Origin of the sequence: Catenibacterium sp. GCM10023432 (assembly GCF_042651925.1) — a bacterium.
Lineage (GTDB): Bacteria > Bacillota_I > Bacilli_A > Erysipelotrichales > Coprobacillaceae > Catenibacterium > Catenibacterium mitsuoka.
This window is the reverse complement of the sequence record NZ_JBHSEB010000001.1, coordinates 41,467-59,765: the sequence shown is the minus strand read 5'-3', so window position 1 is coordinate 59,765 and position 18,299 is coordinate 41,467. Positions and strand designations below refer to the sequence as shown.

General features: G+C 35.0%; 17 protein-coding genes and 2 other annotated features (1 of these 19 running past the window's edge). All 17 genes read right to left on the bottom strand.

The genetic code is table 11. From position 1 onward, the window contains the following. Positions 1–63 (bottom strand) — a binding site (T-box leader); it reaches 139 nt to the left of the window's first position. Positions 64–99: 36 nt separating this feature from the next. Further along, the gene (locus ACFOZZ_RS00305) at positions 100–402 is read right to left on the bottom strand and encodes a PTS sugar transporter subunit IIB (RefSeq protein WP_278779599.1); all 303 of its coding nucleotides are present in this window, start codon (positions 400–402) and stop codon (positions 100–102) included. A gap of 75 nt (positions 403–477) precedes the next feature. Further along, complete coding sequence (gene yihA, locus ACFOZZ_RS00300) at positions 478–1,071, bottom strand: ribosome biogenesis GTP-binding protein YihA/YsxC (protein ID WP_376814479.1); 594 nt, start codon at positions 1,069–1,071, stop codon at positions 478–480. A 1-nt stretch (position 1,072) separates the two neighbouring features. Next, the gene (gene lon, locus ACFOZZ_RS00295) at positions 1,073–3,397 is read right to left on the bottom strand and encodes an endopeptidase La (protein WP_329966301.1); all 2,325 of its coding nucleotides are present in this window, start codon (positions 3,395–3,397) and stop codon (positions 1,073–1,075) included. 44 nt (positions 3,398–3,441) lie between these two features. After that, positions 3,442–4,722, bottom strand: a complete 1,281-nt coding sequence (tig, locus tag ACFOZZ_RS00290) for a trigger factor (protein WP_376814478.1) — start codon at positions 4,720–4,722, stop codon at positions 3,442–3,444. Between the two features lie 64 nt (positions 4,723–4,786). After that, positions 4,787–5,710, bottom strand: a complete 924-nt coding sequence (locus ACFOZZ_RS00285) for a hypothetical protein (protein ID WP_278860722.1) — start codon at positions 5,708–5,710, stop codon at positions 4,787–4,789. Between the two features lie 89 nt (positions 5,711–5,799). After that, on the bottom strand, positions 5,800–6,918 hold the full coding sequence (locus ACFOZZ_RS00280; protein WP_006504354.1) for a 6-phosphofructokinase: 1,119 nt from the start codon (positions 6,916–6,918) through the stop codon (positions 5,800–5,802). A gap of 103 nt (positions 6,919–7,021) precedes the next feature. Beyond that, on the bottom strand, positions 7,022–7,585 hold the full coding sequence (locus ACFOZZ_RS00275) for a Maf family protein (protein WP_376814477.1): 564 nt from the start codon (positions 7,583–7,585) through the stop codon (positions 7,022–7,024). After that, a complete protein-coding gene (pnp, locus tag ACFOZZ_RS00270) occupies positions 7,585–9,723 on the bottom strand; it encodes a polyribonucleotide nucleotidyltransferase (protein ID WP_278861796.1) in 2,139 nt (712 codons plus the stop codon). Before pnp ends, ACFOZZ_RS00275 begins: the two co-directional genes overlap by 1 nt. Before the next feature lie 101 nt (positions 9,724–9,824). Next, positions 9,825–10,091 (bottom strand): 30S ribosomal protein S15, encoded by a 267-nt coding sequence (gene rpsO / locus ACFOZZ_RS00265; protein WP_006504357.1) that lies wholly within the window; start codon positions 10,089–10,091, stop codon positions 9,825–9,827. An 83-nt stretch (positions 10,092–10,174) separates the two neighbouring features. After that, positions 10,175–11,104 carry a bifunctional riboflavin kinase/FAD synthetase gene (locus ACFOZZ_RS00260; protein WP_147556416.1) on the bottom strand — a complete coding sequence of 310 codons (930 nt, stop codon included), beginning with the start codon at positions 11,102–11,104 and terminating at the stop codon, positions 10,175–10,177. Continuing rightward, on the bottom strand, positions 11,104–11,937 hold the full coding sequence (gene truB, locus ACFOZZ_RS00255; protein ID WP_147556417.1) for a tRNA pseudouridine(55) synthase TruB: 834 nt from the start codon (positions 11,935–11,937) through the stop codon (positions 11,104–11,106). The genes ACFOZZ_RS00260 and truB overlap by 1 nt, the downstream gene beginning before the upstream one ends. A gap of 40 nt (positions 11,938–11,977) precedes the next feature. After that, positions 11,978–13,204: a tyrosine--tRNA ligase gene (gene tyrS / locus ACFOZZ_RS00250; RefSeq protein ID WP_055288714.1), complete on the bottom strand. Its 1,227-nt coding sequence runs from the start codon at positions 13,202–13,204 to the stop codon at positions 11,978–11,980. 32 nt (positions 13,205–13,236) lie between these two features. Then, positions 13,237–13,435: a binding site (T-box leader), on the bottom strand. A gap of 32 nt (positions 13,436–13,467) precedes the next feature. Further along, positions 13,468–15,033 (bottom strand): ClC family H(+)/Cl(-) exchange transporter, encoded by a 1,566-nt coding sequence (locus ACFOZZ_RS00245; protein WP_278780003.1) that lies wholly within the window; start codon positions 15,031–15,033, stop codon positions 13,468–13,470. 88 nt (positions 15,034–15,121) lie between these two features. Beyond that, entirely contained in the window at positions 15,122–16,126 is a 1,005-nt protein-coding gene (locus ACFOZZ_RS00240) for a LacI family DNA-binding transcriptional regulator (protein ID WP_055288712.1), read from the bottom strand. Position 16,127: 1 nt separating this feature from the next. After that, positions 16,128–16,607, bottom strand: a complete 480-nt coding sequence (locus ACFOZZ_RS00235; RefSeq protein WP_376814476.1) for a YtxH domain-containing protein — start codon at positions 16,605–16,607, stop codon at positions 16,128–16,130. An 11-nt stretch (positions 16,608–16,618) separates the two neighbouring features. Continuing rightward, entirely contained in the window at positions 16,619–16,915 is a 297-nt protein-coding gene (locus tag ACFOZZ_RS00230; protein ID WP_055233432.1) for a DUF948 domain-containing protein, read from the bottom strand. 11 nt (positions 16,916–16,926) lie between these two features. Next, positions 16,927–18,237 (bottom strand): UDP-N-acetylmuramate--L-alanine ligase, encoded by a 1,311-nt coding sequence (locus tag ACFOZZ_RS00225; RefSeq protein ID WP_006504365.1) that lies wholly within the window; start codon positions 18,235–18,237, stop codon positions 16,927–16,929. Positions 18,238–18,299: the final 62 nt, after the last annotated feature.

Below are 18,299 nucleotides of genomic sequence, written 5' to 3'. Positions count from 1 at the left end.
TCACACCAACCAAGAGGTCTCTTTAAGAAGAATAACTGTACTCCTCCTCTTCAACGCTTGCTATTATTCTACCAAAGGCATAGTCCAAAGTCAATGAACTTATTTACCTAGATATTCTAAAGCCTGTTCAAGTACTGATTCACCATTCATCATACCGTAGTCCTTCATACCAATCATATAAACTGGAATAGAACCAACAGTTTCCTGAATTTCATCCTTTGCATAGCGAACCTGTGGGCCTAGAAATATAATATCAGCCTCTACATCCTTTAAATCTGTATTTTCAGCATTCACTGCCCAGATTTCTGCTTCCACGCTCTGTTTAGCTGCTGCTCTTTTCATCTTTTCTACAAGCAAGCTTGTACTCATCCCTGATGCACAGCATAATAAAATCTTAATCATCAAAAAACTCCCTTCTTGCGACACATTATATACTAAAATAAGGCATTTGTGAAGAAAGAAAAAAAGAGAGATTTATCATCTCTCTTCGCATAGTTCTAAGATACAATCCCAGACTTCTCTGACGCCTTTTTTCTTTAAACTAGAAAAACGTACAAAGTGGTCATTCGGATCAAAATCCAATGTTTCTTTAATAAGCTTCTCATTCTTGACAAGTTCATTACGTTTAAGCTTATCTTCTTTCGTTGCGACAACAATAACTGGAATACCAAAATGCTTTGCATAGTCATACATTGTCACATCATCATCTTTTGGTTTATGACGATAATCCACAATAAGAATCATCGCTTTAAGATTCTTTCTATTACGTAAGTAATTGTCAATCATTTCTGAGAACTGCTCTAACATCTTCTTTGGCACTTTCGCATAGCCATATCCTGGCACATCGACCAGTCTTAATTCATCGTTAATATTGAAAAAATTAAGAGTACGCGTCCTACCAGGAGTAGAACTCACTTTCGCAAGCCCCTGTACATTGGTTACTGTATTAATAAAACTTGACTTTCCTACATTTGAACGTCCAGCCATGACTACTTCAGGTAATGATTCATCCGGCCACTGACTTGGCCAGGCTGCACATAACATGAATTCGGCTTTTTTAATCATATACATACTACTTTACCAATGCATTTTCTAAAACAGTATCAATATGATCTGCTGTGATGATAGTTAAATCTTTTCTTACTGATTCTGGAATATCGTCAATATCCTTGGCATTATCCTTAGGAATAATGATTGTATGAATACCAGAACGATGAGCGGAAATTGATTTTTCTTTTAAACCACCAATTGGTAATACATTACCAGTTAATGTCACTTCACCTGTCATTGCGACATCATCACGTACAGGTTTTTGTGTAAAGGCTGAATAAATAGCAGTTGTTAAAGTGACACCAGCACTTGGTCCATCCTTCTTCACTGCACCTTCAGGTACATGAATATGAATATCCTGCTTATCAAAATCAATATCCTTCAAGTTATACTTATCAGCATGGGCCTTAAGATAGTCTAATGCAATTGATGCAGATTCCTTCATGACATCACCCAGCTGACCAGTCACGATAAATTTACCGCTACCTTTAAAGTGATTCACTTCAATTGGAAGAATATCGCCACCAAACTGAGTCCATGCTAAACCAGTCACAACACCTACCTGAGGCTTTGGCTGTTTCTTTGTATGATCAAATGGTGCTTTACCTAATAATTCTTCTAAATCTTCAACTTCTACAACAACATGATCAGTTGTCTTTTTAAGAATCTTTAATACTGATTTTCTACAGATTGCCGCAATAAGTCTTTCTAACTGACGGACACCTGCTTCACGTGTATAGTGTCTAATTATATACATGATAGCTTCATCAGTAATAGTTAACTGTTCATCAGTTAAACCATGATTCTTAAGTTCTTTCTTAATCAAATGATCTTTCGCAATCATCTGTTTTTCTTGTTCAGTATATGAAGATAATTCAATGATTTCTAATCTATCGCGTAACGGTTCTGGAATACCTCCTAAATCATTTGCAGTCGCAATAAATAAAACCTGTGATAAATCATATGGTTCTTCAATATAGTTATCTGAGAACATAGAATTCTGTTCAGGGTCTAATACTTCAAGCATCGCACTTGTAGGATCACCCTTATAATCACTTGCCATCTTATCAATTTCATCAAGTAAGAAGACAGGATTCATGACACCAGCTTTTTTCATACCCTGAATAATTCTACCCGGCATTGAACCTAAATAAGTTCTACGATGTCCTCTGATTTCTGATTCATCAGTGACACCACCTAAAGAAATCTTCACAAATTTACGATCTAATGCACGTGCAATAGATTTAGAAATAGAAGTCTTACCAACACCTGGTGGGCCTACTAAACAGATAATAGGTGCCTTTAAAGACTGGGTCATCTGTTTTACAGCAAGTTGTTCCAAAATTCTTTCTTTAGGTTTCTTTAAACCAAAATGATCTTCATCAAGGATCTGTTCTACCTTAGTTATATCCTGATTATCTTCAGTCATTTCAAACCAAGGAAGTTTAGTCATCCAATCAAGATATGTACGAACAACATTGGCTTCAGGTGAAGTAGAAGGCATCATTTCATAACGTGCTAACTCTTCAGTCAACTTATCTTTAACATTCTGTGGATAAGGATTATCTTTGATCATAGAACGGAATCTCTCAACTTCATCCTCACCATTAGGTGTATCACCTAATTCTTCTTTAATCGCTTTAAGCTTTTCTCTTAAATAGAATTCTTTCTGGTTTTCATCAATACTCTTCTTAACACGATTATTGATAGAATTTTCAATTTCATTTATTGCCTTTTCTTTCTGCATACATGCAAGAACTAATAAAAGACGCTTATTTACATCAGGCTCGGCAAGAATCTTTTCTCTTTCAACAAGTTCAGAGTTAATATAATGACCGATAGTATCAGCAAGTTCACTTGCTGATAAGCCGTTAGTAATATTTGCAATCAATTCTCTAGGTAATAGCTGATTTGCCCCATTCATCGACTGCATCTGTTCAGTAATTCTACGTACTAAAGCAATTTCTTCATTTTGATCACCATGGATATCTTCTAAATAGCGTACCTTTGCATAATAGCATTCACCTTCAGTATAAAGTGATTCTAATTCAACACGCTTTTCACCTACTACAGTAAGCTTGATAGTACCATGATTATCTTTTTTAATACGTTTTGTAATTTTACAAAGTGTGGCATGGTGGTAAACCATGTCAAAATTTATTTCTTCTTCTAAAGGATGGATCTGTGACACTAATACAATATTAGAATCATGCTGACTAACAGATAGATCCATTGCATTTAAGGAAAATGTACGTCCTACATCTAAAGACAATTCATGTCCTGGAAATACAAGCATACCGCGCGTACAAATAACAGGAAGATCAACTGTCACATTTAAATTTTCCATAACCTATTTCTCCTTTCTTAGAAAAAATAAGACGCGTAGGCGTCTTATTTCACATTATCTTTTATTAACTGAAGAGCCTTTCTGTGAGTTAAATCACCCTTTAATACATGTTCCTGACCACCAAGAACCTTCTGAACTTCTTCAAGTGGCATGTTGTAGTATGTAGCGATTTCTTTCATTTCATCTTCCATTTCTGCATCAGTCACTTCAATGTTTTCAGCCTTAACGATCTTATCAAGGATTAAGTTTAACTTAACTCTTTCTTCAGCCTGATCCTTAACATCAGCCTTGATATCATCCATTGTCTTACCAGTCATCTTAGTGTATAATTCAATGTTTAATCCCTGCTGAGATAAGTTCTGGTTGATTTCGTTAATGATGTTCATAACTTCGCTATCAACCATTGCATCTGGTACATCGATTGTATTGTTAGCAACAACAGCCTTAATTACTTCTTCGTTGAACTTGTTTTCAGCTTCAGCCTTCTTCATAGTTCTGATTTGATCTTTGATCTTTTCCTGTAACTGTTCTAATGTTTCAACACCTTCAATGTTAACATCTTTTGCTAATTCATCATCAATTTCAGGTAAAACCTTTGCTTTGATTTCATGAACTTTAACCTTGAATACTACTTCAGCACCTGCTAAATCAGCTGCATGATATTCTTTAGGGAAAGTTAAGTTGATTTCTTTTTCTTCACCAGCAGTCATACCAATTAGACCTTCTTCAAATCCAGGGATGAATGAGTGAGAACCGATTTCAAGTGAATAGTTTTCTGCTTTTCCGCCTTCAAAAGCAACACCATCTTTGAAACCTTCATAATCGATAACAGCTGTATCGCCTTCTTCAACTGTTCCTTCTTCTTTAACTACTAATTCAGCAAACTGCTTCTGGTAGTCATTTAATCTTTCTTCAACATCTTTCTTAGTTACTCTTACCTGAGTCTTCTTAACTTCTAATCCTTTGTATTCACCTAATTCGAATTCAGGTTTAACTGGACAAGTGAAAGTTACTTCTAATTCAGTTTCAGTAGACTTAACAACGTTTGCAGTTGGCTGAGCAACTGGAGTTACATTGTTGTCAATGAAGATCTTAGCATAGTTTTCGCTTAAGATTTCTTCAACAGCCTGTTCTCTTAATGCCTTAGCACCAATCTTAGCTTTTATTAAATTCTTTGGAGCATGTCCCTTTCTGAAACCATCTAACTTAACTGAACCAGCTAACTTATTTAAAGCCTTTTCCTGAGCTGCTGCCCATTCTTCTGTATCGAAAACGGCTTTGATTTCAACCATTGATTTCTCAAGTTTTTTAACTTCTGTATTCATTTCTTAATCTCCTTTACTATTTGCAATTGCTATTATACATGAAAGATTCATGCAATGCAACAATTTAACACTCTAATTGTTTGAGTGCTAAGATTTCTTTTTCAACGTCTGATAAATCGCAATTGTAATCAATTTCTATATCAGATGGATCGACTGGTATATTCTGTAAAGTCGCAACATAATAGTGTATAGTTGCTGCAACTAGGTCACAGTCTTCTGGCATAATATCTTTAGGATAGAGAGTATAAAGATAATATTCCAAATAATCGAGACATTGTGAGAGAAGCGTAGGATTATGATCTTCTAATACTCTTGAAAGAGATTTACCAATCAATATGTAACATTCTCTTTCTAATACTAAAGGACTATAAGAGCCATTAAAGTAATATGTTTCATCACCTTTCACTACAGTGAATTCTTCATCCACCTGTTGATCAATCAAGATTTCCATAATAAGTGTCTTCGCAAAAGATGACTTATGAGGATTTTCTAAGAATCTTCCTACTTCAGGAATGATCATACGGATGTTTAACTGCTGCAATTGATCAAGTGCCATATAAATCAAATCATCATTCACTTCATCTCTATCAAGCAGACGACCAATTTCCTGTGCAGACATAATGGTACTCTTGTTTTCTAGCTGGTAATTCTTTTCCTGCTTCATAAGAATAATTTCATCATAAACCGCATTGAATAAGTTTTCATACTGCTGAGGGATATAAGGCATGGATAATTCTTCAATAAGAATATTAATTGCCTGTTCATATTCTTCAAGTTCTTTTAAAGCATTTAAATATAAAGCAGTCACTTCATAATAAGTGTTATTGGCCTGCATTTTCGCAACGGCCCCTTCCTGCATACATCTTTGATAATCTTCTAATGCATTCAAGCATACAAGACGATAATATCTAGTCATCTCGTCATCCATATCTGTCAAACGACTTAATGCGACTTGATACTGGCCTTCTTCAATAAGTTCTTCTATCATTTTTGCCTCCTTGAGTTTCCATTTTATCAAAATTAGACTATCTGTCAACATAATTAAAAAACCTTACAAAATGTAAGGTTCTTGTCTTATTATTCATCACCAAATGATACGCCCATGGCTTTAGCAGCCTGAACAAGATCTCCATTAGGATCAACAAGCTTCTGCTTACCAAACTTCGCATCACCGATTACTTCTTCAAGTGAAGTATATTCCATGTTGCCACCCTTTAATGATACAACATTTCCAAATAAGCCCTCATCAATCATAGCACATGCCTTATTACCAAATCTGATAGATAAGATTCTGTCATATGCATCAATATCACCACCACGGATAATATGACCCGGATTGACAGAACGTACTTCATGATTAGGAATGACTTTTTCTAGATCATCAGCTACCTTTGCAGCAAGTCCAGAATAACGAATTGGATCTGGTGAATCTTCTACAATCTTGCCGATTGACTTTGTACCATCTGCATACTTAGCACCTTCAGCTACTGCAATAACAGTATATGGAAGACCTGCTTCATCACGTTTCTTAACTGCTTTCGCAATATTTTCAATAGTAAATGGAATTTCAGGAATCAATACAACACCCGCATTACCTGCAAGACCTGCATACAATGAAATCCATCCAGCTTCTCTACCCATTAATTCACAACAGATGACACGATGATGTGATTTTGCAGTAGTCTGAAGACGATCTATGAATTCAGTACCAACACTCATCGCACTGATGAACCCATATGTTAAATCTGTAGAAGTAAGGTCATTATCCATAGTCTTTGGTACACCAATGACATTGACACCTTTTCTGCTGAAATCTCTAGCACTTGTTAATGTACCATCGCCACCTAATACAACTAATACATCAACACCATCTTTCTTAAGATTTTCAACGCCTACATCACTTACGTCTTTTCTTACTTTCCCACCATTTCCATCATCTACAAGATAATCGAATAGGTTATCCTTATTAGAACTATAAAGAATAGTTCCGCCTTCCTTATATATATCCTCTACCTTGTCTACAGTTAATTCAACATAATTATTATTATACAATCCACGATAACCATATACAAAGCCAATGACTTCCCAATTATATTTTTCAATCGCAATCTTAGTGATTGTTCTGATTACCGCATTTAAGCCTGGGCAATCTCCTCCGCCAGACAATAGCGCAATTTTTTTAACTTTTGAATTCATGATATTTCCTCCTTATGTAAATTCCACTCTCTATTATAAATTAAATTGTTAGCGTTTTCAATATAAATATGAAGCGCTTACATGTAAGCATAAAAAAAGAAGCCTATAATGGCTTCTCAATCATTGTTTCAATGACTTCTATTACATGCTTTACTGGGAGTCCAATGACGATATCAATATCTCCCTGCACTTCTTCAATGAATTTTCCTGCAATACCCTGAATCGCATAAGCACCCGCTTTACCCTTCCATTCATCAATAGAAAGATAATCATCAATCATATCATTGATATTCTTGAATGTAACTTTTGTTTCATCTACAAATGTACAAACCTGATTTTTATAGAATACAGCTACTGATGTAAACACACTATGTGTATCACCACTTAATGATTCAAGAATTTCTCTTGCTTCATGAGCACTGTGAGCTTTACCAATAATCTTTCCATTATGATAGATTGTTGTATCAGCACTGATTACAACATCATCAGGATATTTCTCATGAATAGAAATACCTTTATCATATGCGAGTTTCTTAAGTCTTTCTTCTATTTCTAGAGACGAATCAAGATATTCAGTAATAGAAGAGGCATCGATAATAAAATCAATGCCTTCTCTTTCAAGCAGTTCTTTTCGTCTAGGAGAAGTACTTGCAAGAATAACTTTCATTATTTCTTTTCCTCAGCAGGTGCTTCATGTTTAACGATTGGTTTTGGTAATAATGCTTTTCTAGAAACATTCACACCCTTATCAGTAATCTGAGTTACTTTAACCTTTACTGTATCGCCAAGATTGATCACATCGCTGACTTTATTTGTTCTATCCCAAGCAACATCTTTTACATGTAAGAATCCATTTGTACCAGGGAATAATTCAATAAATGCATACTTTTCTTCAACTCTTACAGCCTTACCATCGAAGATTTCGCCTACTTCAACTTTTCTAGTTAAATCCTTGATCATACCCATTGCATGGTCAATGGCTTCCTGAGAGTAATGATAGATAGTAACATTACCTTCATCATCAATATCAATCTTAACATTATCACTTTCCGCAATAATCTTATTGATCATATCTCCACCCTTACCGATTACATCTTTAATCTGTTCAGGTTCAATCTTCATCATAGCAACCTTAGGAGCATATGGACTTAAGTGATCTCTAGGTTCACTAATTGCTGACATCATGCAGTCCATGATTTGTCCTCTTGCAACCTTTGCCTGAGCTAATGCTTCCTGTAGAATTTCTTTAGTAATACCATCAATCTTGATATCCATCTGTAATGCACAGATACCGTTCTTTGTACCTGCAACCTTGAAATCCATATCACCAAGATGGTCTTCCATACCCTGGATATCAGTTAAGATTGTATAGTTTTCGCCTTTTTTAACAAGACCCATAGCGACACCAGCCACTGGATTACTAATTGGAACACCAGCAGCCATTAAAGCCATAGTTGATGCACAAATAGAAGCCTGTGAAGAAGAACCGTTAGATTCTAATACTTCAGCAACAACTCTGATTGTATATGGGAATTCTGTTTCAGAAGGAATAACCTGTCTTAAGGCTCTTTCACCTAAAGCACCATGGCCGATTTCTCTTCTGCCTGGAGAACCCATTCTTCCTGTTTCGCCTACACAATATGGTGGGAAGTTATAATGATGCATGAAACGTTTCTGGTCTTCCATTCCAAGACCATCAATTTTCTGAACTTCACCTAATGCACCAAGTGTGCAGGCAGATAATACCTGAGTTTCGCCACGAGTGAACATAGCAGAGCCATGTACACGTGGTAATAAATCTACCTGTGCGTCTAACGGACGTACTTCATCTACTTTACGACCATCAGGTCTTACCTTTTCTTCAGTAATAAGACGTCTTACTTCTTCTTTTTCAAGATCACCAAGAACCATCTTAACCTGTTTAATAGTCTTATCATGTTCCTCAGCAGTTGCATATTCTTTTTCTTCAAAAGATTCCACAACCTTAGCATCTAATTCATCAATAGCAGCATATCTTTCAAGCTTACCAGGAATAGAAATGGCTTTGATCATTTCTTCCTTAGCCATTGCTTCTACGCTAGAAACAATATTTTCATCTAATGCAAATAGTGGAACATCAATCTTTTCCTTGCCAACAGCTTCTACAATCTGTTCCTCGAAAGCAATTAATTCCTTAATCTTTTCATGACCGAATATCAATGCATTCAACATTGTTTCTTCGTCAACTTCTTTTGCATCAGCTTCAACCATGTTAATAGCATCCTTTGTACCTGCTACTTCAAGGTTGATTTCACTTCTAGCCATATCTTCAGGCCCTGCGTTGACAGTAAATTCACCATCAATTAAACCTACGTTAACACCTGCAATTGGACCATTGAATGGAATATCAGAAATACATAATGCAATTGATGCACCAAGCATTGCTGCCATTTCTGGAGTTGCTTCCTGATCAACTGATAGTACAGTATTAACAACCTGTACTTCATTTCTGAAACCATCTGCGAATAATGGACGGATAGGTCTATCAATCATTCTTGCAGTTAATGTACCATGTTCACTAGGACGGCCTTCACGCTTTAAGAATCCACCTGGAATCTTACCTACAGAATATAACTTTTCTTCATAAGTTACTGTTAATGGGAAGAAATCTACATCTTTTGGTTCTTTCCCTGCACATGCTGTAGAAAGAACGACTGTATCATCATATCTTACTAAACAAGAGCCGTTTGCCTGTTTAGCCATTTCACCGACTTCAACCTGGATTTTCTTACCATAGAAATCCATACTAAAAATTTGTTTTGCCATAAATTCACCTCATATTCTTCAAAATTATATCATAAATCAACTATTACACAAACAATTATTTGACAGAGACATGAAAAAAAGCCCCATAGGGCTTTTGTTTTTTATCTTCTTAATCCTAACTTATCAGTTAAAGCTGTATATCTATCAAGATCTTCACTCTTAAGATACTTTAATAAGTCTCTTCTCTTACCGATCTTCTTTAAAAGACCTCTGTTAGAATGATTATCCTTTGGATGCTGTTTGAAGTGACCGTTTAACTTGTTGATATCAGCAGTTAATAATGCAATCTGAACTTCTGGAGAACCAGTATCCTTTTCTACGCGACCATATTCAGCCATGATCTTAGCTTTTTCTTCTTTAGTTAACATTATGTTTTCCTCCTAAATTATACTCTTCGCAATATCCAAGCTAGATGTAAGAGGTACAAATATCCTAGACATTGTTGCAAGGCTTATTCTACACTATTTTGATATAAAGTCAAATACTTTTTCATGACTTGACTTAAATATTTCTTGTCTTCTGTTAACTGTGTTTTTAGTCCTTCTAATCCATTAAAAACAGTTTCTTCACGCTTATATAAATAGAAAGTAACCTCTACTTCTTTACCATACACATCTTCATCAAAATCAAAAACGTTGACTTCTAATGAAAGACGATTGATATCATTGAATGTAGGATTCATACCAATATTCGCCATTCCTATATAATAACGATGATTGATTTCTACAATTGTGCCATATACCCCTCTTTTAGGTAAGTATTTCATGCCATAATCAATATTTAATGTAGGAAAGCCAATCAAGCGTCCTCTTTGTTTACCATGAATAACTGTTCCCTTTACTTGATAAGGTCTATCAAGCAATGTATTGACTTCTTCAATCATTCCCTGATCCATCAGTTTCTTAATAAGAGTTGAGGATACTTTTTCCGTTTCATTATACATAACAGCATCTTTCACAATAAGATCAAATGACTGTTTTTTCAGATCTTCTATATTACCGCTGTTATGAACACCAAAATGGAAATCATAACCACATACAAGTCTTTTCAAAGGAAGCTTATTTAAATATTCATCAATAAATGCCTGTGGACTTAATGCTGCTACTTCCTTAGTAAAATGAATAACAAGGAGATAATCAATCCCCATTTCTTCTAGAAGCTCTTTTTTCTCTTCTAAAGTGATAATTGATTGTCTCTTTTCACCCTTTAAGACACATAAAGGATGCACATCAAAGCTCATGACAGCTGTTTTTGTTTCTCCTTTATATTTCAATACTTCATTAATCAAAGACATATGACCAAGATGTAAACCATCAAAAAAGCCAATTGCAAGAGAAAGAGGTTCTTTTAAATTCGCCTCTTCCATTTTTATGACCTTCATTAGAAAAGCCCCCTCAAGCTCTTTAAAGAACCTTTTCCATCTGGGCCATATATTGCAAGTAACTTACCTTCCTTTGAATAAACAGCCACATTATGATCTATGTCACTCTTGATTTTCTGACCAGTCATGACAATTCTTTCATCTACGACAATAGAATCATAATAAGAGAATACTTCTTCTAACGGAATCACTGGTCCATTGTTTTCTTCAAGTTCAACTAAAGTCACTGCCTGATCAATAGTGAAATGTCCTGACTGATTTCTTACTAATGCAGTCATATGAGCAGGATAGCCTAATGCCTTCCCAATATCTACACATAAAGAACGGATATATGTTCCTTTAGAGCACTTAACATCTATAGTTATTTCATCATCATGTGCATTGACTAAATCAAGTTTATAAATAGTTATTGGCCTTTCTGGAACTTCTACTTCTATACCTTCTCTGGCATATTCATAGAGCTTCTTACCATTAATTTTAATAGCTGAATACATCGGAGGCTTCTGCATAGAATCTCCTTTAAAAGAAGATAGTACTTCATCTAGATGATCATAACCAGTAAAAGGCTTAGTTTCTAGAACCTTACCCTCAGAGTCATATGTATCTGTAGCACTGCCAAGTTTAAGGGTCGCACGATATTCTTTTTCTTCACTCATTAAAAACTGCATTGCTTTAGTGGCTTTATTAATACCAATAACTAAAACACCAGTCGCCAAAGGGTCTAGTGTGCCACAATGTCCTACTTTTTTAGTATGCATAATACGTCTCACATAATTAACGACATCATGACTTGTCATACCCTGTGGTTTATTAATTAAAATAATACCATCCATCTACTCACATCCTTCCTAAAAAAAGCAGACTATTGTCTGCTTAGATATGATTAATAACGAAGTACTTCTTCTTACCTCTTCTAATAACAGTCACCTTGCCACCAAAAGCATTATCTTTAGATACAACAAACTTTTCATCAGTGACCTTTTCACCATTTACAAGAACACTTCCACCTTTTACGAACTGTCTTGCTTCACGATTACTAGAAGCAGCACCTGCTTTTACTAATACATTTAAAATCTGTTCATCTTCAGTGACATCAATACTTGGCACACCATTGAAGCACTGTTTTACCTGTTCATAAGTCATGCTCTTGATATCACCACTGAACAATTTTTCAGAAATGTTGACAGCTTCTTCATAAGCATCTGCACCATGAATGAAAGTAATAACTTCTTTCGCAAGTGCTTTATGTGCTTTTCTTAAGTGTGGTTCATTCTTATTTGATTCTTCTAATGCTTCAATTTCTTCTTTAGATAAGAAAGTGAGATATTTTAAGTAATCAATAACTTTGCTGTCTTCACTATTAATGAAGAACTGATACATCTCGTATGGTGAAGTCTTTTCTCTGTCTAACCAGATTGCATTTCCTTCTGATTTACCAAACTTAGTACCATCACTCTTAGTAAGTAAAGGCATAGTGAATCCATATGCTTCATCACCAGTCTTCTTTCTAATTAATTCAATACCTGCAGTAATATTACCCCACTGGTCCTGACCAGCAACCTGTAAATCACAGCCTTTATTTTCATGTAGGTAATAGAAGTCCATTGCCTGCATAATCATATAAGAGAATTCAGTGAAAGTGATTCCTTCATCTAATCTTCTTCTGATAATATCCTTTGATAACATGTAGTTGATATTAAAATATTTACCATAATCTCTTAACCAGTCAATGAAATTTATATCCTTAGACCAATCTAAGTTATTGACTACTTCAAAACCGAATAAGTCTTCAGCCTGCTTCTTTAAGCAGTCGAAGTTATGCTGTACCTGTTCTTTTGTGATCATTGGTCTTTCAGTTGTTGGCTTTGGATCCCCAATCTGTCCAGTTGCACCACCGACTAAAAGAATTGGATGATGACCTGCATCCTTTAATCTCTTAGACATTAAGAAAGATGAGAAATGTCCAATATGTAAAGAATCCCCAGTTGGGTCAGTACCAATATAGAATGTCATTCCTCCTGCATTTAACTTATCTTTTAAGTCTTCAGAACTTACATCTTTAATGAGGCCACGCCACACTAATTCATCATAAAATGTCATAATTTCCTCCTATAATATAAAAGAGAATCCATCCAAAGGACGAATTCTCGCGTTACCACCTTTATTCATGTCATAGACATGCTCTCTTGTTGATAACGGTGTACTCACCGTCTAGACTTTGCATCTAGAAGCTCCAAAGTGTATTCGTTCATACTGCTGCTCTTATTTTCACCAGCCATAAGTTCTCTAAACCAGCGCATATGAATTACTTGTCTTCTTCATCGCAATTAAAAGTCTACATGAATTCATGATGTTTGTCAATATCAGCTTGTAAAGACACTTTCCAACATCAGTTTCGTCTCATCAAGGTGGAATGCATCTACTAAGACAATGACACGATCTCCTGAAATAAGCTTAGTATCTCCTTTTGGAATGATTTCTTCTCCACCACGAATAACGGAAACAATCAAACTGCGGCGTGGCAGCTGCAAATCCTTAATATACTGATCACAAGTTTTTGAACCAAGGCCAACTGTATAGCCAATGAGTTCCTTACTATCCGCATATTCATCCATAGAATGATAAGGCTGATTGTTTAAAAGATTTGTTAAAAGACTCTCATAAATTGGTTCGCTATGTAAAAGATTGGCGACATAGTAAGAAACAAAGGATACTAACGCAATTGGTAGGAGCATCTTTAAAGTTCCACTCATTTCCGCAATAAGTACAATACCAGTAATCGGTGCTCTTACAATGGCACTAAAGTAAGCAGCCATTGCCATAATAATGAAGTTCATAAAATACTCAGAAGGAACACCACACATAATAGCAACCTTACCTACACTTGCACCAATCAGACTTCCAAGAATGAGTAATGGAAAGAAGATTCCTCCAGCCGCACCTGATCCAAATGAAACACATGAAATCAATAATTTTAATATAAACAATAAGACAAGAGTAGATAAAACAAGATTTGGTTCATTGAGATATTCTACAAGTTTATGTCCTCCACCCATGACAAGTGGACAATAAAATCCTAAAATTCCAGATAACACCAAGGGTATAAAGACTCTTTGATGTTTCTTTAAGAGTGGTGTTTTCTTATAAAGTTTAATAGTTCCCATTGTAACCTTATTATAGAAAGCACCTAATATACCAGCGACAATACCGAGAATAATAACCCAGAAATAATTCTTTAAAGGGAATGTCTCTTTGATTGAGAAAGCTAAAGTAGGTGATAACCCAAAGATATTTCTACTTAAGAAATCCGCAGTAATAGATGCAATCATTACAGAAACAAGTGCACTTGTAGAGAAGTTCTTATGAACTTCTTCTAAAGCAAACATGATACCTGCAAGAGGTGCATTGAATGCGGCTGATAAGCCAGCTGCGGCACCTGCTGTCATTAAATAACGTTCTTCAGTTTTTACACGTTTTCCTTTTTTCGCAAGAGCTTTACCAACCATACCACCTAGCTGGATACTTGGACCTTCTCTCCCTAATGATAAGCCGCCTACAAGTGCAAGTGCACCTGCACAGAATTTTGCAAGTAAGACTCTCCACCAGCATTCATCAATACGTCCCTGTACTTCTGCTTCTAGCTGTGGAATACCAGAGCCTCCAATCATAGGCTCCCACTTTAAAAAGACTGAAATAATAAGACCTAATACAATAAGGCCAATGATCCACAAAGGCCAATAAGACACGTTATGTGCGACAAAGTCCCTTATAGTAAAATAGATAGATTCTGCATTTGATAAAACAAGACGATAAACGATACAGACAGCACCTGACACGATACCAACAAGTAAGCCTTCATAAGCCAAGCGCTTATTGAGTTTGCTTCTTTCTCGTAATATATTTGCAGTATCAGACTGATTTTTAAGCATATATAATCCTCCCAGTAATTATAATGAGCCATACTATTTTAGCACATTCTAAACCAGTAAAAAAGGATGCCTCAGCATCCTTCTTTGGTTATTTAGTTGTATTACGCTTAATGAACGCATAGTGCATTGGCACTTCTGCTTCATCAATTTCTTCATGATTTAAAATCTTTGTAAGAAGTCTAATTGCGATAGCACCCATATCATATACAGGTACATGAATAGTAGTAAGAGGTGGACGACAAATATTAGCATAACTTGTATCCATCATACCAACAACCTGCATATCTTCAGGTACATTGATACCATGATCAATTGCTGCATTGACAACAGCGACCGCTTCCTTGTCATAGCCTGTTAAAACAACATCATGCTTATGAGTATCAAAATATTCCTTTAATTGAGGATAGCTTTCTTCATAATGGTTAGAAACATCCACAATATAATCTTCAGGAAGTGATACACCACTATCTTTAAATGCTTCTTCAATACCCTTCGCAAAATCATTTAAATCAACTAAGTTTTGAGTTGCTCTTACAAAGCAGATATCCTTTTTACCCTGTTCAATAAATTGTTTAGTCATATCATATGCAATACTCTTTGCATCAACATATACAGAACAGATATCTTCATCAGAAATCTTATATCCAACAACAACTGCAGGAATACGGTATTTTTTAATGAGATCAATTTCTTTATTAATACAGTTATTATTGAATAATACAATCCCATCAGCTCTTGATTTAATAACTTTCTCAATTACTTCTTCAATCGGATTACCTAAACCAAGTTCATCAGTTGTATATATAATGATATTGAAATCTAAAGTACGTCCAGTATCTCCAATACCACCAATCATATCTTTTACATGTCCAAATAGTGACTGTGGGAATACAACTGCAATAGTTGTAGTTTTACTAGTTGCAAGACCTCTTGCAATCTGATTAGGCTTGAAATCGAGTCGTTTAATTGTTTCAAGTACACGTTCTCTTGTTGCAGGCTTTACAACATTTGAACCATTAATTACTCTTGAAACTGTTGCAAGTGAAACATCAGCTGCTTCTGCAACATCATAGATTGTTACTTTCTTCTTCATACTAGTCCTTGATTTCCTCAATCATTTCATCTAGCTGTTTTTCAACATCATCAATTTGCTGATCAATCACATCATCATCAATCACGGCAGCCTTATCATTAATCATTGTTTTCACTTCAGCAATTTTCTGATTCACACGTCCAGTTACTTCGACAACTGAACCTTTCACCTTATCAAATTTTTCACTAGATTTTACTTTTTCTGCTAGAATTTCTAACTTTTTCTGTACTTCATCTACTTTTTCTTTAGTAGTTTCTTTAAAATCATCAGGATCAAATTCATCTACTGACTTTTTAATATTTTCAATTGTTTCTCCTAATTTAGCTTCAACATCTTCTCTAGTAAGACTTGCTAAACAGTCATAAGTAGATTTTGATTTAGCTTTGATGTCTTCTCTTAATTCGCTACCTTTCTTAGGTGCAAATAATAAACCAGCTAAAACGCCTAATCCTACTCCGAATAATACTTTTCCGAATTTCATAATTATACCTCCTATTTTTTCTTAAAGATATTTTTCAAGCCTAGTACCGTTCCTAAAACACCTGCGCCTGATCTCTTCCTATTAAAAATACCACTTACCACATTGATAGGTTCATTGAGCTTATCCATTTTATAGTTAATATCATCCACTGTAACATTTACTTTAGAAACTGTTGTTTCTAAATGCTGTGCCAAATGACTGACATCCTTTAAAGTTGTAAGTGCATGGATAAGAAATACTCCTAGAGACACTAATGCAAATACACCAGCGAGCACTAGAATACATAGACAAATTGTTAAGATATCCATGGGATGTCCTCCTATGCTTTTTCTTTTTCCTTAATAACTAAATCTTCTAACTTATAAATATCCTTAGGACTCATAAATAAGAATACTGCATTATCATATTGAGCCAATTCTTTTGCACCTGCTTCATCTTCAGTGACCACTTTAGAACGAGGTAGGTTCTTAGTAATAACACTGACATCAATATCGATTCCTGGTTCTTTTGGCGCATTTTTAGGGAAATCTACAAAATATGGATGATCAACTGTATCCATGATTCGTGCATAATCCTTCGCAAATCTTAAGCCACGAGAATATCTATCTGGCTGATAAACCGCAACAATCTGCTTACCAGGGAAACGTGTTCTTGTTTCTTCAATTACATATTTAATAGCTGTTGGATGATGTGCATAGTCATCAACATATACGTTATTGCCTACTTCTTTCACTGCATAACGTCTCTTAGTTCCCTTAAATGTACTTAACTGACTCTGCATATAATCAAAGTCCATACCTTCAAGATAACCTAATGTAATAACACCTAATGTGTTATAAAGTGTATGCATACCATAGAATGGTAAAGTGAAATGTCCAAAAAGATCACCATAGATATATACATCAAATGAAAGACCTTTTTCATTATTAATCACATTTTTAGCCTGAACATCATTACCGTCTTTTACACCGAATTTTACAACTCTCTTTGTATAATTCAAATGTGGAAGATGTGGATCATCACCCCAGATGACAATAGCCTTTTTTGCCTGGTTGGCATATTTTTCAAAAGACTGTTCATACTGTTCCATTGACTTGAAATAGTCTACATGATCCATTTCAATATTGTTGATATAAGAATAATCTGGATGATACCATAAGAAATGATCTTTATATTCACAGCATTCAGCTATAAAATACTTAGCACCCTTAGTAGCATAGCCAGTACCATCTCCAATTAATACATTTGTCTTATCATAATCTTTAAACAAATGATAAGCCATACCTGTAGTAGAAGTCTTACCATGTGTACCTGCAATACCGATAGTAATATGATCATCCATAAGCTTAGCTAGGAAATCATAATAATGGTGAATTGTTACATTAGGATTATCTTCTGCAGCAGCCACTTCTTCATTAGATCGATCAAATGCATTCCCTACAATAACATCCATACCGTCTTTAATGTTGTCTTTGTTAAATGAATAAATAGGAATATTTCTTTCTCTTAATCCATCTTCAAGGAAGATATACTTATCAATATCACTTCCTGCAACTTCATAACCTAAATCATATAGAATTCTCGCAAGAGAAGCCATTCCTGAACCTTTAATACCTATAAAATAATACATATATTTTGTCACCTCGATAATATATTAACACAAATTAAATAATGATTACATAGATATCACTT